18 protein-coding genes and 4 tRNA genes are annotated in these 20,288 nt (G+C 68.1%); 10 read left to right on the top strand and 12 right to left on the bottom strand.

The features are described 5' to 3' along the window. Nucleotides 1-22: 22 nt before the first annotated feature. A complete protein-coding gene (locus N1032_RS05690) occupies nucleotides 23-349 on the bottom strand; it encodes a PGPGW domain-containing protein (protein WP_259538039.1) in 327 nt (108 codons plus the stop codon). A 66-nt stretch (nucleotides 350-415) separates the two neighbouring features. Here N1032_RS05690 and N1032_RS05685 point away from each other — a divergent pair, with 66 nt between their 5' ends. Then, a complete protein-coding gene (locus N1032_RS05685) occupies nucleotides 416-1,027 on the top strand; it encodes a GNAT family N-acetyltransferase (RefSeq protein ID WP_259538038.1) in 612 nt (203 codons plus the stop codon). Nucleotides 1,028-1,224: 197 nt separating this feature from the next. On the opposite strand, the gene N1032_RS05680 is transcribed toward N1032_RS05685, so the two are convergent. The 5 genes from N1032_RS05680 to N1032_RS05660 all read right to left on the bottom strand — a co-directional run bounded on the left by N1032_RS05680 (nucleotide 1,225) and on the right by N1032_RS05660 (nucleotide 2,750). Further along, nucleotides 1,225-1,638, bottom strand: coding sequence for a PIN-like domain-containing protein (locus N1032_RS05680; protein ID WP_259538037.1), 414 nt, complete (start codon nucleotides 1,636-1,638; stop codon nucleotides 1,225-1,227). Next, the gene (locus tag N1032_RS05675; protein WP_259538036.1) at nucleotides 1,635-2,252 is read right to left on the bottom strand and encodes a DUF433 domain-containing protein; all 618 of its coding nucleotides are present in this window, start codon (nucleotides 2,250-2,252) and stop codon (nucleotides 1,635-1,637) included. Before N1032_RS05675 ends, N1032_RS05680 begins: the two co-directional genes overlap by 4 nt. 188 nt (nucleotides 2,253-2,440) lie before the next feature. After that, nucleotides 2,441-2,515: transfer RNA gene (locus tag N1032_RS05670), tRNA-Val, on the bottom strand. A gap of 36 nt (nucleotides 2,516-2,551) precedes the next feature. Further along, nucleotides 2,552-2,625, bottom strand: a tRNA-Cys gene (locus N1032_RS05665). A 53-nt stretch (nucleotides 2,626-2,678) separates the two neighbouring features. Continuing rightward, a tRNA-Gly gene (locus N1032_RS05660) sits at nucleotides 2,679-2,750 on the bottom strand. A gap of 139 nt (nucleotides 2,751-2,889) precedes the next feature. Between N1032_RS05660 and N1032_RS05655 the strand changes: the two genes are divergently transcribed. Further along, nucleotides 2,890-2,962: transfer RNA gene (locus N1032_RS05655), tRNA-Val, on the top strand. Between the two features lie 10 nt (nucleotides 2,963-2,972). Here the strand turns inward: N1032_RS05655 and N1032_RS05650 are convergent. Beyond that, a complete protein-coding gene (locus N1032_RS05650; RefSeq protein ID WP_259538035.1) occupies nucleotides 2,973-3,263 on the bottom strand; it encodes a hypothetical protein in 291 nt (96 codons plus the stop codon). Nucleotides 3,264-3,273: 10 nt separating this feature from the next. Between N1032_RS05650 and N1032_RS05645 the strand changes: the two genes are divergently transcribed. Continuing rightward, nucleotides 3,274-4,119 (top strand): EI24 domain-containing protein, encoded by an 846-nt coding sequence (locus N1032_RS05645; protein ID WP_259538034.1) that lies wholly within the window; start codon nucleotides 3,274-3,276, stop codon nucleotides 4,117-4,119. A gap of 31 nt (nucleotides 4,120-4,150) precedes the next feature. Here the strand turns inward: N1032_RS05645 and N1032_RS05640 are convergent, their stop codons facing one another. Further along, nucleotides 4,151-5,389, bottom strand: a complete 1,239-nt coding sequence (locus N1032_RS05640) for an ammonium transporter (protein ID WP_259538033.1) — start codon at nucleotides 5,387-5,389, stop codon at nucleotides 4,151-4,153. A 243-nt stretch (nucleotides 5,390-5,632) separates the two neighbouring features. Then, nucleotides 5,633-6,667 (bottom strand): cell division protein ZapE, encoded by a 1,035-nt coding sequence (gene zapE / locus N1032_RS05635; RefSeq protein WP_259538032.1) that lies wholly within the window; start codon nucleotides 6,665-6,667, stop codon nucleotides 5,633-5,635. Between the two features lie 106 nt (nucleotides 6,668-6,773). Between zapE and N1032_RS05630 the strand changes: the two genes are divergently transcribed. Together N1032_RS05630 and N1032_RS05625 are read left to right on the top strand one after the other, a co-directional pair. Further along, entirely contained in the window at nucleotides 6,774-7,685 is a 912-nt protein-coding gene (locus tag N1032_RS05630; protein ID WP_259538031.1) for a sulfurtransferase, read from the top strand. Between the two features lie 16 nt (nucleotides 7,686-7,701). Beyond that, entirely contained in the window at nucleotides 7,702-8,142 is a 441-nt protein-coding gene (locus N1032_RS05625; RefSeq protein ID WP_259538030.1) for a SufE family protein, read from the top strand. Between the two features lie 19 nt (nucleotides 8,143-8,161). Here N1032_RS05625 and N1032_RS05620 read toward each other — a convergent pair whose 3' ends face one another. Beyond that, nucleotides 8,162-9,343 carry an alpha/beta hydrolase family protein gene (locus N1032_RS05620; RefSeq protein WP_259538029.1) on the bottom strand — a complete coding sequence of 394 codons (1,182 nt, stop codon included), beginning with the start codon at nucleotides 9,341-9,343 and terminating at the stop codon, nucleotides 8,162-8,164. Nucleotides 9,344-9,459: 116 nt separating this feature from the next. On the opposite strand from N1032_RS05620, the gene N1032_RS05615 reads away from it, so the two are divergent. From N1032_RS05615 to N1032_RS05595, 5 genes are all read left to right on the top strand, one after another. Further along, on the top strand, nucleotides 9,460-10,056 hold the full coding sequence (locus N1032_RS05615) for a DUF3000 domain-containing protein (protein ID WP_259538028.1): 597 nt from the start codon (nucleotides 9,460-9,462) through the stop codon (nucleotides 10,054-10,056). Next, nucleotides 10,049-11,269 (top strand): ribonuclease D, encoded by a 1,221-nt coding sequence (locus tag N1032_RS05610; protein ID WP_259538027.1) that lies wholly within the window; start codon nucleotides 10,049-10,051, stop codon nucleotides 11,267-11,269. Before N1032_RS05615 ends, N1032_RS05610 begins: the two co-directional genes overlap by 8 nt. Before the next feature lie 72 nt (nucleotides 11,270-11,341). After that, complete coding sequence (locus tag N1032_RS05605) at nucleotides 11,342-12,565, top strand: thiolase family protein (protein WP_259538026.1); 1,224 nt, start codon at nucleotides 11,342-11,344, stop codon at nucleotides 12,563-12,565. Next, nucleotides 12,562-14,709, top strand: coding sequence for a 3-hydroxyacyl-CoA dehydrogenase NAD-binding domain-containing protein (locus N1032_RS05600; RefSeq protein WP_259538024.1), 2,148 nt, complete (start codon nucleotides 12,562-12,564; stop codon nucleotides 14,707-14,709). The genes N1032_RS05605 and N1032_RS05600 overlap by 4 nt, the downstream gene beginning before the upstream one ends. Nucleotides 14,710-14,762: 53 nt before the next feature. Further along, the gene (locus N1032_RS05595) at nucleotides 14,763-15,305 is read left to right on the top strand and encodes a dihydrofolate reductase family protein (protein WP_259538023.1); all 543 of its coding nucleotides are present in this window, start codon (nucleotides 14,763-14,765) and stop codon (nucleotides 15,303-15,305) included. A gap of 21 nt (nucleotides 15,306-15,326) precedes the next feature. Here the strand turns inward: N1032_RS05595 and dxs are convergent, their stop codons facing one another. Both dxs and N1032_RS05585 read right to left on the bottom strand, forming a co-directional pair. After that, complete coding sequence (dxs, locus tag N1032_RS05590; RefSeq protein WP_259538022.1) at nucleotides 15,327-17,267, bottom strand: 1-deoxy-D-xylulose-5-phosphate synthase; 1,941 nt, start codon at nucleotides 17,265-17,267, stop codon at nucleotides 15,327-15,329. Nucleotides 17,268-17,331: 64 nt separating this feature from the next. Then, on the bottom strand, nucleotides 17,332-20,169 hold the full coding sequence (locus N1032_RS05585) for an aconitate hydratase (RefSeq protein WP_259538021.1): 2,838 nt from the start codon (nucleotides 20,167-20,169) through the stop codon (nucleotides 17,332-17,334). Nucleotides 20,170-20,288 lie beyond the last annotated feature (119 nt).

Raw genomic sequence — 20,288 nt, 5'->3', positions numbered from 1 at the left:
CTCTACCGGCGCCAGGCTCGGCTCAGCGCGGGGCCTCGGTGGCCTTCCGCGCTTTGCGGTCGGCGCGCACCTCTTTGGCCTTGGCGTAGGCCTTCTTGGCGGCGGCGTTCGCCTTGGTGCTGACCCGTTTCGCCCCCTCGAACTCGGTGCCGAGCAGCGCGAGCCCGCCCACGGCGATGAGCGCCCCGGGCCCGGGCAGCGGAATCATCACGACCCCGAGAGCGACCGTTCCGCCGCCCACCACGCCGACACCGGTGCGGTAGACACGGTCGACCGTGGAGTTCTTGCGGATGAGCGCACGGGTGCGACCCGGGATCGACGGCTTTCTGGCTGCGCCTGAATCACTCATGCGCCCACGCTAGAGGCGGATACTGGGAATCGACCCGCATCGCCGAGCAGCACCTGGGGAGGATTCGTGGGCGACCTCGCTGTGACCGGCATCCGGGTGGTGCCCGCCAACGAGGCCTCGGTGGCCGACCTCGAGGCGGTGTTCGGCACGCGCGGCACGCCGGCCGCCTGCCGCTGCCAGTGGTTCAAGCACCGCGATCGCGACTGGCAGGCCGTGCCGGTCGAAGAGCGCGCGGCGAACCTGCGCGAACAGAGCGGATGCGGGCACCCGCACTCTCCCACCACCAGCGGCCTGATCGCCTACCGCGACGACGAGCCCGCCGGCTGGTGCGCGGTCGAACCCCGCACCGCCTACCAGCGCCTCCTGCGGATGCGCGTTCCCTGGGCCGGTCGCGACGAGGACCGAGCCGACGACTCCACCTGGGCCGTCACCTGTTTCGTCGTGCGCACCGGCTTTCGCCGTCAGGGCGTCAGCCGGGCGCTCGCCGCCGCCACGGTGGACTTCGCGCGCAGTCGCGGCGCCCGGGCACTCGAGGGCTACCCCATGGTGGTGCGCCCGGGCCAGGAGATCACCTGGGGCGAGCTCTACGTCGGCAGCCTCACCATCTTCGAGGCCGCCGGCTTCACCGAGATCACCCGCCCCACCCCCCGTCGAGCCGTGGTGCGCATCGACTTCTGACCCCCAGCGACTGGACCGTGGTCGTGAACTCGTACACCACCGACGGCAACGCGACTGTGGTCGCGAACAGCTTCAACGAGACGGCGCCCACCGGGTCGCACTACGAGATCGTGAACTACTCCGTGACCTACACGGGCGCGGACACGTCGATCGCCGCCACGGTCGGGTTCGACATCGTGTCCTACGGCGACACCGTGCTAGGCCACGATGGAACGCACTCGCACCCGCTGAGTTTCCGTGTGCGGCACATTGTGAAGGGCGTAACTGGTCGGGCCGGCGGGTTCGTGAGCAAACACAAATCGCATCCCTGCGATGAGGGTCGACACCGTGATCGTGATCTGCTCCAGTCCCCTGAGGCGCTTATCTGCGACTCCGATCCACCTCAGGCCCGAGTCCCTCACTGCGCGGCGCTCGTCTGGATCCCGCAACTGAGCACGATCGCGCGTGACGATCGCGTCGTATCCTCTTTCCCGCAGGGTGCGCAACAAGGGGATATCGTGCATTCCACCTAGTTTTTCATCGTCGAACGTCGCAAACGTGTGCTCTTGATAGACCATCGCAAGCGGTGTGGCGACGAATGGCGGCAAGTTTTCATCGAGGTAGACCTTCACGCAGTGTGACTCTCGATGGAACGCATGTAGTCGAGCGCATCGCGGGCTGCTTCGGCAGACACGCTTGGATAGAAGCTTCCGATTTGCTCAGGCGTCACCGATCCGTCGCTCAGCAATTCAGCGACCAGATCGAATGGGATACGGGTGCCAATGATGGTCGGCCACCCGCCGAGCCGGTTCGGATCGACTTCGACACCACGCCGAGGATGGCGCAACGAGTCGACACGACGGTTCCTGATTGTCTCGAATTCTGCGAACACGTCCGCCAGCGATCCGATCGTGACTTGTCCGGGGTTCCGGGCGATGTCGATCGCTCGGTCGTCCTCAGCGTGCACGCCGATGCTGTTACCGAGCTTGACGAGCTTGTACGACGAGGGATGGCTGACCATGTCGAGTTCGCGGAGCGTATCGAGGGACTTGCGGATCAACTGCAGCGAATGATCGCCTCGAAGCCACGCGAACGTGCGAAGGGCGACGATATCTCGGAACGAGTAGAGGTACGGCGGCTTTGCGCTTTCGATTTCAGGAACGAGCACGTCAGTCTTGCGCCAATGGGCGAGTTGGCTGATGCTCGCACCGCTCATCTTCGACGCAAGCGGAATCGGAAACGACACCTTAGCTTCCTTCCCAGGGATGGTGACATTGTGCCAGACACCGCCGACGTCCTGGGCGATCGCCGCGCCCGACGAGCAGAAAGCGAAGCTCGTCGCTCGTACTGGCGCCTCGCTGAATGGTGCGAGCTACGCCCAGCGCATGGATCTGTCGCTAGATGCGAAAAAACCCCGGCGAGCCGGGGCTGTCGTGGTGGGCGATACTGGGATCGAACCAGTGACCTCTTCCGTGTCAGGGAAGCGCGCTACCGCTGCGCCAATCGCCCAGTGGAGTAGAACTCCGCGGTGGTGTTGCTGCCGAGTGGAGGTGGCGACGGGATTTGAACCCGTGTGGACGGCTTTGCAGGCCGCTGCCTCGCCTCTCGGCCACGCCACCCAGTTCGTGCAATGGGAACCGGGTGGGTTCCCACAAACGAGTAACTTCACTCGAGCGGATGACGAGATTCGAACTCGCGACCCTCACCTTGGCAAGGTGATGCGCTACCACTGCGCCACATCCGCATTTCGCTCGCATTTCTGCGTGCGGATTAGACACTAGCCGATTCGTTCGGGGATAGCCAAATCGCTCCCGGCCTCGCGTGTCGCGGCCGGTCGTGTTCACCAGCACCCCTCGGCATCCAGTACTATCGATAACTGTTCAGGGCGATTGGCGCAGTTGGTAGCGCGCTTCCTTCACACGGAAGAGGTCATCGGTTCGAGTCCGGTATCGCCCACCGACAGATTTCAGCCCAGCGGGTCCTGCTCGTCCAGATCGTCCGACTCCTCCGACGCCCCGAATGCGTGCGCCCGCACCGAGACGTGGCCCCAGGGCGTCGCCGGCACCTCGACCGGCGTTCCGTCAAGCTCGCTGATGGTGACCGCGGCCGTGGCCTGCGAGACCGCGGCCGCGACATCCGAATCGCCCGTCGACTCCGACCCGAGGATGCGCAGGAACTCCGTCGCGTGTCTCATCATCTCGAGCGCGCCGGCATCCGAGACGACGAACGACCGGCCGGCGTAGTTGATGCGCTTCATGCATCCAAGAATGCTCCCCTTGGCGCCCGACGGCTACGATCGCGGGATGGTGATCCGCGACTTCCTCTCCGGCGTGGGGCTGCTCGGCCGCGGGCTCCGCGTCTGGGCGAGCCGGCCCCGCCTGATGGTCACCGGTGCCATCCCGGCCCTCATCGTCGCCCTCGTCTACGGCACCGGCATCGTGGTGCTCGCGATCTTCTCGCCCGGCATCGCCGAGTGGGCCACCCCGTTCGCCGACGAGTGGAACGAGCCCTGGCGCACCATCACCCGCGTCTCGGCCGCCCTCGCGTTGGTGGGGGTCGCGGTGCTGCTCGTGGTGTTCACCTACACGGCCATCACCCTCGCCGTCGGCGACCCGTTCTACGAACGCATCTGGCGCCAGACCGAAGAGACCCTTGGTGACGCCCCCGCAGAGCCCTCAGGGCGGTTCTGGCGGCTGCTGCTGCGCGGCATCGGCACCGGCGTGCGCATCCTCGCGCTCACCCTGCTGATCGGCCTGCTGCTGTTCGTGGTGGGACTGGTGCCTCTCGTCGGCCAGATCGCCGTGCCGGTGCTCGGCGCCCTCTTCGGCGGCTGGGTGATCGCGCTCGAACTCACCGGCTTCGCCTTCGAGGCCCGCGAGATCCCCCTGCGCGAACGGCGGCGGATGCTGGGAGCCCGCCGGGCCCGCACGCTCGGCTTCGGGGTGGCCACCTACCTGGTGTTCCTCGTGCCGCTCGGCGCCGTGTTCGCGATGCCCTCCGCGGTGGTGGGAGCGACGTTGCTGGCCCGCGACGCCGCGGCCGCGGCATCCGGAACCCCCGCCCGCGGCACCCGGCCCGAAGACACAGAAGCGGGGCGTCACCCCGAAGGATGACGCCCCGCTCGTGTCGTGCGGCGTGACCGGACTAGACGGTCTCGAGCACGTAGCCTTCTTCGCCGTGGACGGTGGTGTCGACACCGGCCACTTCGTCTTCGTTGTTGATGCGGAAGCCCATGGTCTTCTGGATGATCCAGCCGATGAGCAGGGCGACCACGAAGGAGTAGACCATCACGACCACGGCCGCGGCGGCCTGCTTGCCAAGCTGCTCCAGCGAACCGGTGTCGATGAGGCCGATGCCGGCGCCGAAGATGCCGATGTAGAGCGTGCCGATCAGGCCGCCGACGAGGTGGATGCCCACGACGTCGAGCGAGTCGTCGAAGCCGAGCTTGAACTTGAGCTCGACCGCCAGGGCGCAGACGGCACCGGCGAGCACGCCGAGCACGATCGCCCAGCCCGGGGTCAGGATGTTACAGGCCGGGGTGATGGCGACCAGGCCCGCGACGGCGCCCGAGGCGGCACCGATCGAGGTGGGCTTGCCGTCTTTGATCTTCTCGACGATGAGCCAGCCGAGGATACCGGCGGCAGGAGCGGCGAGCGTGTTGATCCAGGCGATCGCGGCGACGCCGTCGACAGCGGCCTCGGAGCCGGCGTTGAAGCCGAACCAGCCGAACCACAGCAGCGAGGCGCCGAGCAGCGTCAGCGGAACGTTGTGCGGCTTCTGGATGCCCTTCTGGAATCCGACGCGCTTGCCGAGCACCAGGGCGAGAGCCAGAGCGGCGGCACCGGCGTTGATGTGCACCGCGGTTCCACCGGCGAAGTCGTTGACGCCCCAGACCGGAGCCCAGCCCTCGGCCAGGTTGAAGACCATGAACGCGACCGGGAAGTAGACCACGGTCACCCAGATGCCGGCGAAGACCATCCACGCGCCGAACTTGGCACGGTCGGCGATCGCACCCGAGATCAGGGCGACGGTGATGATGGCGAAGGTCGCCTGGAAGCCCGCGAACGCGAGACCGGCGAGGTCGGGGTCCATCGATCCGCCCTCACCGAGACCCAGCAGGCTGCCGAGTCCGATCGAGCCGTCGAACGGGTTTCCGACGATTCCCGGGATGAGCGGGGTGCCGAAGGCGAGTCCGTAGCCGTACAGCACCCAGAGGACGCCGACGAGGCCCATTGCGCCGAAGCTCATCATCATCATCGAGATGACGGACTTCGCTTTGACCATGCCGCCGTAGAAGAACGCGACGCCGGGGGTCATCAGGAGCACAAGGGCGGCTGCAACGAGCAACCACAGTGAGTTCAGGTTGCCGGTTACTTCTTCCATATGAATGGTTACCTCTCTATAACGTGCTGGCGGGTACTGCTGGAACTGCTGTGATGCTCGCGGCTAGCACGGGGCCGAGGGCGCAATTGCAGGCAAGGGAAGTCTGGCGAAGAGAGGTTTCGCCGGGCGACGAACTATGTGTACGTCGTGTTACACGGTGCGCGCGAATGTAAACATCGTGTTTCGCGGTGCAGGGAATCCGGCGAGAGCCGGCATCCGGTGAGCGGAGGGCTCCGGCAGGCCTCAGACGGTGGCCGAGGCGATCAGCCGCGAGACGGCACGCAGGTACTTCTTGCGGTAGCCGCCGTTCATCATGTCGCCCGCGAACACCTCGTCGAGCGGTGCGCCTGAGGCGAGGATGCGGATCTGGGCGTCGTAGACCCGGTCGACGAACGCCACGAAGCGCAGCGCATCCGTCTGGTTGGCGAACGGCGTGACGCCGCTGAGCGCGATCACGTCGAGGCCGTCGACCATCTTGACGTAGCGCGACGGATGAATCGTGCCGAGGTGCTGCACGAGTGCGTCGAACCCGTCGCTCGTGATGCGCTCCCCCGCCGCGGCGCGCACCTCGACCGCCGCCGCCAACTCGTCGTCGGTCGCGAAGCCGACGGCGTGGCCCTCGATGTCGCGGCGCCGGTAGTCGAGACCGTCGATGCGCACGATGTCGAAGCGGTCGGCGATGGCCTGGATCTCGCGCAGGAAGTCGCTCGCGGCGAACCGCCCTTCGCCGAGCGCGTTCGGCGGCGTGTTGGAGGTGGCCGCCAACCGCGTGCCCTTGGCGACGAGCTCGCCCAGGAAGCGGGTCATCAGCATGGTGTCGCCCGGGTCGTCGAGCTCGAACTCGTCGATCGCGATGAACTTGGCACCCGTGAACAGCTGCACGGCGTTGGCGTAGCCGAGGGCGCCGATGAGCGCGGTGTACTCGATGAAGGTGCCGAAGTACTTGGGGCCGGGGGCCGCGTGCCACAGCGCGGCGAGCAGGTGGGTCTTGCCCACGCCGAACCCGCCGTCGAGGTAGATGCCCGGCTTGGCGACCGGTCCCTTCTTGCCGCGGCTGAAGAAGCCGCCGGCCTTCGCGGGCTTCCAGCCCTCGGCGAAATGACGCACCTTGGCCAGCGCCTCGCCCTGCGAGGGGTAGTCGCGGTCGGGCCGGTAGGTCTCGAACGAGGCGGTGTCGAACTGCCGCGGCGGCACGAGCGTGCCGGCGAGTTCGGCGGCGGAGATCGAGGGGGTGCGCTCGGTCAAGCGCGGGGCGACTGCCTGCCGCTCACCTGTCATCTGCTGAAGTCCTGTATGTCGAAATTTGACCCGCGATGTGCAGCGGGGAGTCGGGAAGACATAGATTCTTGTCGGGGTTGTACCTACCCTAACTGGAGGTTGTGAAATGACAGTCGAGACCGATCGCTCCGAGAAGTTCGCCGCATACGCCCACCCCGAACGGCTGGTGTCGGGCGACTGGCTCGAGGCGCACCTGGGCGAACCGGGTCTCGTCGTGGTGGAGTCCGACGAAGACGTGCTGCTCTACGAGACGGGTCACATCCCGGGCTCGGTCAAGATCGACTGGCACACCGACCTCAACGACCCGGTGCAGCGCGACTACATCGACGGCGCCGCGTTCGCCGAATTGGTGGCGGGCAAAGGCATCTCGCGCGATTCGACCGTGGTGATCTACGGCGACAAGAACAACTGGTGGGCCGCCTACGCCCTCTGGGTGTTCACCCTCTTCGGCCACGACGACGTGCGCCTGCTCGACGGCGGGCGCGACAAATGGATCGCCGAGGGCCGCCCGATCACGACCGACCGCACGGTGACGGATGCCGCCACCTACCCGGTCGTCGAGCGCCGCGACGACGCCATCCGCGCGTTCAAGGACGACGTGCTCGCGCACTTCGGCCACCCCCTGATCGACGTGCGGTCGCCGGAGGAGTACAGCGGAGAACGCACCACCGCGCCCGCCTACCCGGAGGAGGGGGCGCTCCGCGCCGGGCACATCCCCACCGCCGCCAACGTGCCGTGGGCCAAGGCGGCGGCCGACGACGGCACCTTCAAGCCCGTCGCCGAGCTCGACGCCATCTACCGCGACGGCGCCGGTCTCGAGCAGGGCGAGCCCGTGATCGCGTACTGCCGCATCGGCGAGCGGTCGAGCCACACCTGGTTCGTGCTCACCCACCTGCTCGGCTTCGAGAACGTGCGCAACTACGACGGGTCGTGGACCGAGTGGGGCAGTGCCGTGCGGGTGCCGATCGCCACCGGCGCCGAGCCCGGAGCCGCGCCGAGCACCACTCCCGCGAAGTAGAGCGATACTGGAAGGGATGACCGACCACACCCTCCCCTCCGCCCTCGCCGACATCCGCGACGACTTCCTCGCCCTCGAGCAGCGCGAGCGTCTCGAGATGCTGCTGGAGTTCTCGAACGAGCTGCCCGAGCTGCCCGCGCGCTACCAGGAGCATCCCGACCTGTTCGAACGCGTGGTCGAGTGCCAGTCGCCGGTCTACATCTTCGTCGAGGTCGAGCCCGACTCCGTGGTGCACCTCTATGCCACGGCGCCCAAAGAGGCGCCCACCACGCGCGGGTTCGCCTCGATCCTGGTGCAGGGCATCGACGGGCTCACGGTCGACGAGGTGCTCGGCATCCCCGACGACTTCCCGAACACGCTCGGGCTCACGGCCGCGGTCTCGCCGCTGCGCATCCGGGGCATGACGGCGCTGCTCGGGCGCACGAAGCGCCAGATCCGCGAGCGGATCGCCGCCTAGGCCCGTCCTACCTCGCCGGTCAGAGGCCGTTGGCGGTGAGCCAGCTCGAGATGGCCGTGGTCCACTTCGCGCGGTCGTAGTTCCAGAGCTTGGTGTGCCGGGCCACGGCGAACGGCACGAAGGTGACGAGGTCGGGCCGGGCCTCGGCGAGCTGCCGCGATCCGGTCGACGGCACGTAGCCGTCGTCGTCGCTGTGCATGATGAGCAGCGGCACGTTCACCTCGTCGCTGCGCTTGACGAAGTCGAGCCGGTCGAGGTCGAGCGGCTGGGCCTGCCCGGTGACGACGCTCCCCCACTGGTGGGTGATGGTGGCGAACGCGGCGTCGCCGACCAGCTCGGGCGCGTGACGGGCGCGGCCGTGATAGCGCAGCACGTCTCGCCAGTCGATGGCCGGCGAGTCGAGCGCGATGGCGCGAACGCGATCGCGGTGCACCGCTCGGCCCATCGCCTGCAGCGCGATCGCACCGCCCATCGACCAACCCATCAGCACGATGTCGGTGGCGCCGTGGTCGACCGCGTAGGTGATGGCGGCGTCGAGGTCCTGCCACTCGGTGTCGCCGAGCGCGTAGCGCCCGTCGGGCGACTTCGGCGCTTCGCCGTCGTTGCGGTAGGAGATGTGCAGCGAGCTGTAGCCGTGCTCGCGGAACACCGGGATCGGCCGGATGGTCTCACCGCGACGCACTCCGCGCCCGTGCACCTGGATGACCCACTTGCCGGCCGCGCCACCGGCGGCGGGCACGAACCAGGCGGGCGCCGGACCGACCGGCGTGAACACATCGACCTCGTCGACGGGCACGTCGAGCTCGCGCGGGTGGATGTAGTACCAGCCGCTGATGCGGCCGTTGCGGGCCGCAGCCAGGTCGCCGTAGTCGACCTGGATCACCGAGCGCACGACGATGCCGTCGCCGACCGACAGCACCTCGCCGAGGCGCGCGTGCCCGTGGTCGCCCGAGAACCGCAGGCTGTAGAGGCCCGGCAGGATCGAGTCGGCCGTCACCGAGAGCGCGACGGTGCCGTTCTCTTCGTCGTAACCGAGCACCCGGATGTCGTCGACCGGCGCGGACGGGATGACGATGGCGCGCGACATGAGCGCGGTCACGACGGCCGCTCCGGCGGTGGCGATCGTGGCGACCGATCCGGCCACGAGGGCGGCCACGGCCCAGCCGGGAACGTTCGCTGGATCGGATGCTCTGGGGCTCATTCGGCCATCCCTTCTCGCACCGGGGCCGCACGCGGCGCTCCGGCCTGGAACAGTTGCTGACACGCGATCCGGCGTGCCTTCACCGCCCGGAACGTAAAGAACTCTAGTCTGCAGACGTGGCCGATTCCCCCTTCACCCCGGACATCCCGGCGGCGTTCGGCGCAGCGCTCGATTCGCTGCGGCGGGCCGACACGCGCGACGAACTCGTGGTCCACGAGATTCCCGCGCCCGCGAATCTGGCACCGAACGCCGTGGCACTCGCGGCGGATGTCACGCCGGCCCGCCATGGCGCCGACTCCGAGCTCGGCACCGGCCGGTTCATCCTGCTGCACGACGAGTCGCGGCCCGAGGCGTGGGGCGGCGAGTTCCGGGTGGTGTGCTTCGCCCAGGCGCCGCTCGAGACCGAGATCGGGCTCGACCCCTTCCTGGCCGACGTGGCCTGGTCGTGGCTGGTCGACGCCCTCGACGCCCGTGGCGCCAACTACACGAGCGCGTCGGGCACGGCCACGAAGATCATCTCGACCGGTTTCGGCGAGTTGTCGAGCCAGGGAGATGGCGCTCAGATCGAGTTGCGGGCATCCTGGACTCCTACAGACCACAACCTCCAGGCCCACGTCGAGGGCTGGAGCGAACTCCTCTGCATGCTGGCCGGTCTGCCACCCGTCGTCGATGGCGTGACGATGCTGCAGACCAGGCGAGCGCGACGTGAGTGACGAAGAACTGATCGAAACACCCCAGAGAACCGTCATCACGACGGTCGATGATTTTCATGACGCGGTCGAGCTGATCGCCCTCGGCTCGGGCCCGGTCGCGGTCGACGCGGAGCGGGCGAGCGGGTTCCGCTACTCCCAGCGCGCCTACCTCATCCAGCTCTACCGGCGCGGAGCGGGCACCTTCTTGTTCGACCCGCCGGCGATCGGCGAGTTCGCCCCGCTGCAGTCGGTGATCGGCGACGTCGAGTGGGTGCTGCACGCGGCGAGCCAAGACCTGCCGTGTCTGCGCGAGGTGGGCCTCGACCCGGAGCGGGTGTTCGACACCGAGCTCGCGGCGCGACTGCTCGGCATCCCGCGCGTGGGGCTCGGCACCGTGGTCGAAGAGCTGCTCGGCATCCACCTGGCGAAGGAGCACTCGGCTGCCGACTGGTCGACCAGGCCTTTGCCGCCGTCGTGGCTGGAATACGCGGCGCTCGACGTCGAGCTGCTGCTCGACCTGCGCGACTCGATGGCCGTGCTGCTGAAGCAGCAGGGCAAGGAGCGCATCGCCGTTCAGGAGTTCGCCGCCGTGGTGGCGAAAGAAGAGAAGGCACCGCTCGCGGAGCCCTGGCGGCGCCTCACCGGCATCCACGCCCTGCGCGCCGACCGGCATCTCGCCGCCGCCCGCGAGCTGTGGCTCGCCCGCGACGCCCTCGCCCGCGAGACCGACACCGCGCCCGGGCGACTCGTGCCCGACGCCTCGCTGCTCGTGGCGGCGAAGGCGCTGCCGGCGTCGCGGCGCGAGCTGGCTGCTTTGAAACAGTTCTCGGGCCGGGCGAGCCGCAGTGAGCTCGACCGCTGGTGGGCCGCCATCGAGAGGGCGCTCACCACCGACGACATCCCGGTGCACCGGCGCCCCACCGACACCCTTCCACCCCCGCGCAGCTGGTCCGACAAGAATCCGGATGCCGATGCCCGGCTGAAGAACGCGCGAGCGGCTCTTGCGGTGGTCTCCGAGGAGCAGAACATCCCGGTCGAGAACCTGCTGACCCCTGATTTCCTGCGGCGCGTGACCTGGAATCCGCCCGAGCCGCTCACGGTCGAGACCGTCTCCGAGAGCCTCCGATCGCTCGGTGCGCGCCCGTGGCAGATTGAACTGACTGCACAGCCGATCCTGCAGGCCTTTGTAGATGCTCGCCAACCGCCCGAGAGTGCTCCGGAAGCCGATTCGTAGAAACAAGCAAACGATTCCGGCGCGTGAATCGGCGGTTCTAGGATCGAATCCGATCCAATTCCAGGAGGCATAGTGGCCGAAAGATCTGAAGTCGTTTTCGTCGATGGTGTTCGCACCCCATTCGGGCGTGCCGGCGAAAAAGGAATGTTCTGGCAGACCCGCGCCGACGACCTCGTCGTCAAGGCGATCATGGGCCTGCTCGAGCGCAACCCCGACGTTCCGAAAGACGCGATCGACGACGTGGCGATCGCCGCGACGACGCAGCAGGGCGACCAGGGGCTCACGCTGGGCCGCACGGCAGCTCTGCTCTCCGGGCTTCCCCAGTCGGTGCCCGGCTATGCGATCGACCGCATGTGCGCGGGCGCGATGACGAGCGTCACCACGACCGCCGGCGCCATCGCCTTCGGCGCCTACGACCTCGCGATCGCGGGCGGCGTCGAGCACATGGGCCGCCACCCGATGGGCTTCGGGGCCGACCCGAACCCCCGCTTCCTCGCCGAGAAGCTCGTGAGCGCCGAGGCGCTCAACATGGGCAACACGGCCGAGCGCATCCACGACCGGTTCCCGCAGCTCACCAAGGAGCGCTCCGACCGTTACGCGATGCGCAGCCAGCAGAAGGTGGCCGCCGCCTACGAGGCCGGAAAGATCCAGCCCGACCTCATTCCGGTCGCCACCCGCAACGGCGACGGCTGGGGTCTGGCCACGCGCGACGAGGCACCGCGCCCCGAGACGACGATGGAGGGCCTGGCAGGCCTCCGCACCCCGTTCCGCCCGCACGGCCGCGTGACGGCCGGCAACTCGTCGGGCCTCAACGACGGCGCCACCGCGTCGCTGCTGGCGAGCGAGTCGATGGCCGAGCAGCTGGGCCTGTCGATCAAGATGCGCCTGGTGTCGTTCGCCTTCGCCGGCGTCGAGCCCGAGATCATGGGCATCGGCCCGGTTCCCTCGACCGAGAAGGCGCTGCGCAAGGCGGGCCTGTCGATCGACGACATCGGCCTGTTCGAACTGAACGAGGCGTTCGCCGTGCAGGTGCTGTCGTTCCTCGACCACTTCGGCATCGACGACGACGACCCGCGGGTCAACGAATACGGCGGGGCGATCGCGCTCGGCCACCCCCTCGCATCCTCCGGCGTTCGTCTGATGATCCAGCTCGCCCGCCAGTTCGAGGAGCACCCCGAGGTGCGCTACGGCCTCACCGCCATGTGCATCGGGCTCGGCCAGGGCGGCTCCGTCATCTGGGAGAACCCGAACTGGAACAAGAAGGCAGCCATGTCGACCAAGAAGGCGGCACGATGACCGACTACTCGACCATCGACTTCTCGACGCTGGAGGCGCTGTCGGCCGACGAGGTCGTGACGCACTCGTTCGTGCGCGACATCCCGTTGCCGAGCGGCAAGACGCTCGCGCTCATCACCCTCGACAACGGCCGCGACCACACCCGCCCCAACACGCTGGGGCCGGCCACGCTGATCGAATACGGCGCGACCCTGGATGCGCTGAAGGCGCGCGCGACCGCCGGCGAGATCGACGCCGTCGCCGTGACCGGCAAGCCCTACATCCTGGCCGCCGGCGCCGACCTCAGCAAGGTCGGCGAGATTCCGAGCAAGGCCGTCGCCAAGCAGATGGCGCAGCTCGGGCACTACGTGTTCGGCAAGATGAAGGAGACGGGTGTTCCGTCGTTCGCCTTCATCAACGGCCTGGCGCTCGGCGGCGGCGTGGAGGTGGCCCTGGCCGCCGACTACCGCACGATCGACTCGTCGATCCCGGCGCTCGCGCTGCCCGAGGTGTTCCTCGGCATCATCCCGGGCTGGGGTGGGGCCTACTTGCTGCCGAACCTGATCGGCATCGAGAACGCTCTCAAGGTGATCATCGAGAACCCGCTCAAGAACAACCGCACCCTGAAGGGCCAGGAAGCCTTCGACCTCGGCATCGCCGACGCGATCTTCGGGCCGGCGAACTACCTCGAAGACTCCCTGCGGTGGGCCGACTCGGTGCTCACCGGCACCACGAAGGTCAAGCGCGCCAACGAACCGGGCAAGGTCGAACGCCTGGTGAAGTGGGATGCCGCGATCGGCATCGCCCGCAAGATGCTCGAGTCGCGCATCGGCGCCGTCGCGCTCTCGCCCTACAAGGCGCTCGACCTGTTGAAGGCCGCGAAGTCTGGCACGGCGGCCGAGGGCTTCGCGCGCGAAGACGACGCGCTGGCCGAGCTCATCGCCGGCGACCAGTTCCGGGCCAGCATCTACGCCTTCAACCTGGTGCAGAAGCGCGCCAAGAAGCCCGCCGGCGCTCCCGACAAGGCGCTCGCGAAGCCGGTCACGAAGGTCGGCATCATCGGCGCCGGCCTCATGGCCTCGCAGTTCGCCCTGCTGTTCGTGCGCCGTCTTCAGGTGCCGGTGGTCATCACCGACCTCGATCAGTCGCGCGTCGACAAGGGCCTCGACTACATCCGCGGCGAGATCGCCACGCTGCTGTCGAAGGGCCGCATCTCGTCCGACGAGTCGAACCGGCTGAACGCCCTGATCTCGGGCACCACCGACAAGGCCGACTTCAACGACGCCGACTGGGTGATCGAGGCCGTGTTCGAAGAGCTCGGCGTGAAGCAAGACGTCTTCGCCGAGATCGAGCAGCACGTCTCCGAGACCGCCGTGCTCGCGACGAACACGTCGTCGCTGTCGGTGGAGCAGATCGGTGCGAAGCTCGCGCATCCGGAGCGCCTCGTGGGCTTCCACTTCTTCAACCCCGTGGCCGTGATGCCGCTGGTCGAGGTCGTGAACGCGCCGGCGACGGATGACGCGACCCTCTCGACCGCGATGGTCACCGCCGCGAAGCTCAAGAAGAACGCGGTCATCACCCGCGACACCCCCGGGTTCGTGGTGAACCGCATCCTGGCCAAGGTGCTCGGCGAGGCCATGCACGCGGTCGACACCGGCACGCCGTTCGAGGTCATGAACCGCGCGCTCGACCCGTTCGGGCTGCCGATGACGCCGTTCGAGCTGCTCGAACTCGTGGGCCTCAAGGTGGGCGCGCACGTGCTCGACACGCATCACGCGGCGTTCCCCGACCGCTTCTTCGAGAGCGAGAACCTGCACAAGCTGGCCGAGCACGGCAAGATCTTCGACCGCGACGGCAAGGGCAAGATCACGGGCTTCGACAAGACCGCCGTGAAGATCGTCACCCCGGCCAAGGGCGCCGAGTCGCACCCGATGACCGAGGCCGAGATCCTGCGACGGGTCGAAGATGGCCTGGCCGACGAGGTGCACCGCATGCTCGAAGACGACGTCGTGCACGCGGCCGAAGACATCGACCTGTGCCTCATCCTCGGCGCGGGCTACCCGTTCCAGATGGGTGGGCTGACGCCCTACCTCGACCGCGTGGGCGCCTCGGAGCGCGTGTTCGGCGACACCTTCCACCACCCCCTCATCCGGGGCGTCGAGTAGCCGGTTCCCCCCGCCCTCACCCGGGTGTCGGCGGGGGGATCTACCGTGGTCGCATGACGGAGACGCAGTACTACGTGGCCGCGAGCATCGACGGGTTCATCGCCGACCGCGACAACCGGCTCGACTGGCTGATGCAGTTCGGGTTCGACGACTTCATGGCCGACTACGAGGAGTTCCTCGCCGAGGTCGGCGTCGTGGTGATGGGTTCCCGCACCTACGAGTTCGTGCTCGGCGAAGACGCCACGACCTGGGCCTATCCCGACCAGGTCACCTGGGTGCTGACGAGACGCGAGTTGCCCCTGGTGCCCGGCGGCGACATCCGGATGTCGCGGGGCGACGTGACGGCACTGCACAGCGAGTGGGTGACCGCCGCCGCCGGCAAGAACATCTGGATCGTCGGCGGGGGCGACGTGGCCGCCCAGGTGGCCGACGCCGGCCTGCTCGACGAGATCCTGCTCACCACCATGCCGGTCGTGCTCGGCGCCGGCACTCCCCTGCTGCCGATCGCGCGGGTGTCGCCCGTGCTGCGGGCCACCGGCACGCGGCTGCTCGAGCCGAGCGGGGCGGTGAGCACGACCTACACGCTGCCGCATTGACGGCCGGCAGCAGCCCTAGTGCTACGGCACCAGGCGGTGGAACGTGGGCTCGTCGGCCGTCAGCGGCCGCGCGATGGGGATCTTGTTGCCCCGCACCTGGGCGATGAGGTCGTCGGCGATCTGCGTAGGCGTGAGCCCGACCCGCTCGAAGATCTGCTCGCGGGTGGCGTGCTCCAAGAACTCGTCGGGCAGCCCGAGCTCCGTGACCGCGGTGTCGACCCCGGCCTCGCGCAGGTCTTGGCGGATGCGGGTGCCGATTCCGCCCACCCGCACGCCGTCTTCGATCGTCACGACCAGGCGGTGGGCGTCGGAGAGCTCGATGATGCTCCACGGCACGGGAACCACCCAGCGCGGGTCGACCACGGTCGAGCCGATGCCCTGGGCCGCGAGCAACTCGGCCACCTCGAGGGCGAGATCGGCCATCGGGCCCACTGCGACGAGCAGCACGTCTTTACGTTCCTCCTCGCGCAGCACGTCGACACCGTCGCCGGTGCGCCGGAGGGCCGGGATGTCGTCGCCGACGTTGCCCTTCGGAAAACGGATCACGGTCGGGGCATCCGTCACCCGCACGGCCTCGGCGAGCTCTTCACGCAGTCGCTCGGCGTCGCGCGGCGCGGCGAGCCGGATGCGCGGCACGACCTGCAGGATCGCGAGATCCCACATGCCGTGGTGGCTCGGCCCGTCGGGCCCGGTGACCCCGGCCCGGTCGAGCACGAAGGTCACGCCCGCCTGGTGCAGGCCGACATCCATCAGCACCTGGTCGAACGCCCGGTTGACGAAGGTGGCATAGAGCGCGACGACGGGATGGAGCCCACCGAACGCGAGACCGGCGGCCGACGTGACGGCGTGCTGCTCGGCGATGCCGACGTCGAACACCCGAGTCGGAAAACGCTCGGCGAACTTGTGCAGACCCGTCGGCCGCAGCATCGCGGCCGTGATGCCCACGATCGTCGGGTCGAGCTCGGCCTGCCGCACGATCTCGTCGGCGAACACGCCCGTCCACGAGGGGGCTCCGGATGGCGCGGACAGCGGTTCGCCCGTCTCGGGATCGATCTGGCCCACCGCGTGGAACTGGTCGGCCACGTCGGTCAGCGCCGGCTGGTAGCCACGGCCCTTCTCGGTGATGGCGTGCACGATCACCGGCGCGCCGTACTGCTTCGCCTGGCGCAGCGCCTCCTCCATGGCGGGGAGGTCGTGCCCGTCGATCGGGCCGACGTATTTGATGTCGAGGTTGGCATAGAGCGAGGCGTTGTTCGTGACCCGGCTCAAGAACCCGTGCAGACCGCCGCGAACGCCGCGGTAGAGCGCGCGGCCCGGCGACCCGAGCCGGTCGAAGAGCTGACGGCTCGACTGGTGCAGGTCGTGGTAGCTCTTCTTGGTGCGCACCGTGTTGAGGTAGCGCGCCATGCCGCCGATGGTGGGGGCGTAGGAGCGGCCGTTGTCGTTCACGACGATCACGAGGTTGCGCGAGTTGTCGTCGCTGATGTTGTTGAGCGCCTCCCAGGTCATGCCGCCGGTGAGCGCGCCGTCGCCGACCACGGCGACCACGTGCCGGTCGTCTTGACCCGTCATCTCGAAGGCGCGCGAGATGCCGTCGGCCCACGAGAGCGAGCTCGACGCGTGCGACGACTCGACCACGTCGTGCGGGCTCTCGGAGCGCTGCGGGTAGCCGGCGAGGCCGCCGCGCTGGCGCAGTTGCGAGAAGTCCTGCCTGCCCGTGAGCAGCTTGTGCACGTAGGACTGGTGGCCGGTGTCGAACACGATCGCGTCGCGCGGCGAGTCGAACACCCGGTGGATGGCGATCGTGGTCTCGACGACACCGAGGTTCGGGCCGAGGTGACCGCCGGTCTTCGACACCTCGGTGACGAGGAAGGTGCGGATCTCGGCCGCGAGAACCTCGAGCTCCTCTGGCGAGAGAGCGTCGAGGTCACGCGGTCCGGTGATCCTCGTGAGCAGGCTCATACGTTCCACCTTCCCATGACAACGTGATTTTTCAGTCTACGTCGCCGGGGGTTCGGCGGCTGGATCAGACCAGGCTCCTCAGCACGTACTGCAGGATGCCGCCGTTGCGGTAGTAGTCGGCCTCACCCGGGGTGTCGATGCGCACCACGGCGTCGAACTCGATCGTCTGCTTGCCCTCCGGCGAGTGCTCGCTGGGGGCGGCGACGACGTGCACGGTCTTCGGGGTGCGGCCCTCGTTGAGCTCTTCGATGCCGGTGATCGTGACCACCTCGGTGCCGTCGAGCCCGAGCGACGCCCAGCTCTCACCGGCCGGGAACTGCAGCGGAACCACGCCCATGCCGATGAGGTTCGACCGGTGGATGCGCTCGAAGCTCTCGACGATGACCGCCTTGACGCCGAGCAGCGACGTGCCCTTGGCCGCCCAGTCGCGCGACGAGCCCGAGCCGTACTCCTTGCCGCCGAAGATCACCAGCGGCGTTCCCGCCGCCTGGTAGTTCTGCGACGCGTCGTAGATGAACGCCTGCGGGCCGCCCTCCTGGGTGAAGTCGCGGGTGTAGCCACCCTCCACACCGTCGAGCAGCTGGTTCTTCAGGCGGATGTTCGCGAACGTGCCACGGATCATCACCTCGTGGTTGCCGCGGCGCGAGCCGTAGGAGTTGTAGTCCTTGCGGGCGACGCCGTGCGCGTCGAGGTAACGGCCGGCGGGGCTGTCGGCCTTGATGTTGCCGGCGGGCGAGATGTGGTCGGTCGTGACCGAGTCGCCGAGCTTCGCGAGCACGCGGGCTCCGGCGATGTCGGAGACCGGCGTGGTCTCGAGCGTCATGCCGTCGAAGTACGGGGGCTTGCGCACGTAGGTCGACTCGGAGTCCCACTCGAACACCGGGCCGGTGGGCGTGGGCAGCGAACGCCAGCGCTCGTCGCCCTCGAACACGCTCGAGTACTCGTGGGTGAACATCTCGGTGTTGATCGAGGTGTCGATGGTCTGCTGCACCTCGGTCGCGTCGGGCCAGATGTCGCGCAGGAACACGTCGTTGCCCTCGGTGTCCTGACCGAGCGCGTCGGTCTCGAAGTCGAAGTTCATCGACCCGGCGAGAGCGTAGGCGATCACGAGCGGCGGCGACGCGAGGTAGTTCATCTTCACGTCGGGCGAGATGCGACCCTCGAAGTTGCGGTTGCCCGACAGCACGGCGGTGACGGCCAGGTCGTTGTCGTTGATGGCCGCGCTGACCTCCTCGATCAGCGGGCCGGTGTTGCCGATGCACACCGTGCATCCGTAGCCCACCGTGTAGAAGCCGAGCGCCTCGAGGTCGCCCGTGAGGCCGGCCTTCTCGTAGTAGTCGGTGACGACCTTCGAGCCCGGCGCCAGCGTGGTCTTGACCCACGGCTTGGCCTTGAGGCCGAGCTTGTTGGCGTTGCGGGCCAGCAGGCCGGCCGCGAGCATGACGCTGGGGTTCGAGGTGTTCGTGCAGGAGGTGATGGCCGCCACGGCGACCGCACCGTGGTCGAGCGTGTACGCGTCGCCGCCCGCGGTCTCCACCTTGGTGGGGCGCGAGAGCACGCCCGGGGCGTGGCTCACGTGGGTGTGCGAGAACTCGTGCGCCGAGTCTTCGTCTTGCGCCGTGAAGCCGAGCGGGTCGGATGCCGGGAAGGTGCCCTCCACCGCCGCGTCGACGCGCGAGAGGTCTTGATCGGAGTTGGCGTAGTTCTCGAGGTCGCGGATGAAGGTCGACTTGGCGACGCTCAGCTCCACGCGGTCCTGCGGACGCTTCGGGCCCGAGATCGACGGCACCACGGTGCCGAGGTCGAGCTCGAGGTACTCGCTGAACACGGGCTCCTGCGCGGGGTCGTGCCAGAGCTTCTGCAGCTTGGAGTAGGCCTCGACGAGGGCCACCTGCTCCTCGCTGCGGCCGGTGAGGCGCAGGTAGTCGAGCGTGACGTCGTCGATGGGGAACATGGCGGCGGTGGAGCCGAACTCGGGGCTCATGTTGCCGATGGTCGCGCGGTTCGCGAGCGGCACCTCGCCGACGCCCTCGCCGTAGAACTCCACGAACTTGCCGACCACACCGTGCTTGCGCACCATCTCGGTGATGGTGAGCACGACATCCGTCGCCGTGACGCCAGGGGGGATCGAGCCCGAGAGCTTGAAGCCCACGACCTTGGGGATGAGCATCGACACGGGCTGGCCGAGCATCGCGGCCTCGGCCTCGATGCCGCCGACGCCCCAGCCCAGCACGCCCAGGCCGTTGACCATGGTGGTGTGCGAGTCGGTGCCGACGCAGGTGTCGGGGTAGGCGCGCAGCACGGTCTGGCCGAACGAGTCGACGACCTCGCGGGTGTAGGTGACGCGCGCCAGGTATTCGATGTTCACCTGGTGCACGATGCCGGTTCCGGGCGGCACGACCTTGAAGTCGTCGAACGCCGTCTGGCCCCAGCGCAGGAACTGGTAGCGCTCGCCGTTGCGCTCGTACTCGATCTCGACGTTGCGCTCGAGGGCGTTCTCGGTGCCGAAGAGGTCGGCGATGACCGAGTGGTCGATCACGAGCTCGGCGGGAGCGAGCGGGTTGATCTTGGTGGGGTCGCCGCCCAGGGCACCGACCGCTTCACGCATGGTCGCGAGGTCGACGATGCAGGGCACGCCGGTGAAGTCCTGCATCACCACGCGAGCGGGGGTGAACTGGATCTCGGTGTCGGGCTCGGCCGTGGGCACCCAGCCGCCGAGAGCCTTGATGTGCGCCTCGGTGATGTTCGCGCCGTCTTCGGTGCGGAGCAGGTTCTCGAGCAGCACTTTGAGGCTGAACGGAAGCTTCTCGTAGCCGGGGACCTGGTCGATTCTGAAGACTTCGTAAGACGTGTCTCCGACCTGGAGGGTGTCTTTCGAACCGAAACTGTTGACTGCCGACACGTCGACCTCACCTTCGCTGACTCACGACAATCTTTGTGCGCGAGGAGGGTGAATGGCTAGCAAGGGGAACCTAACCGCAGTCCCGTGGAAAGCCGTTCACGGTTGAATAATTTATCTTG

The sequence above is a fragment of the Herbiconiux daphne genome (genome assembly GCF_024979295.1).
In the GTDB taxonomy this organism is placed as follows: Bacteria; Actinomycetota; Actinomycetes; order Actinomycetales; family Microbacteriaceae; genus Herbiconiux; species Herbiconiux daphnes.
This window is presented reverse-complemented; position numbering and strand designations above follow the sequence as displayed.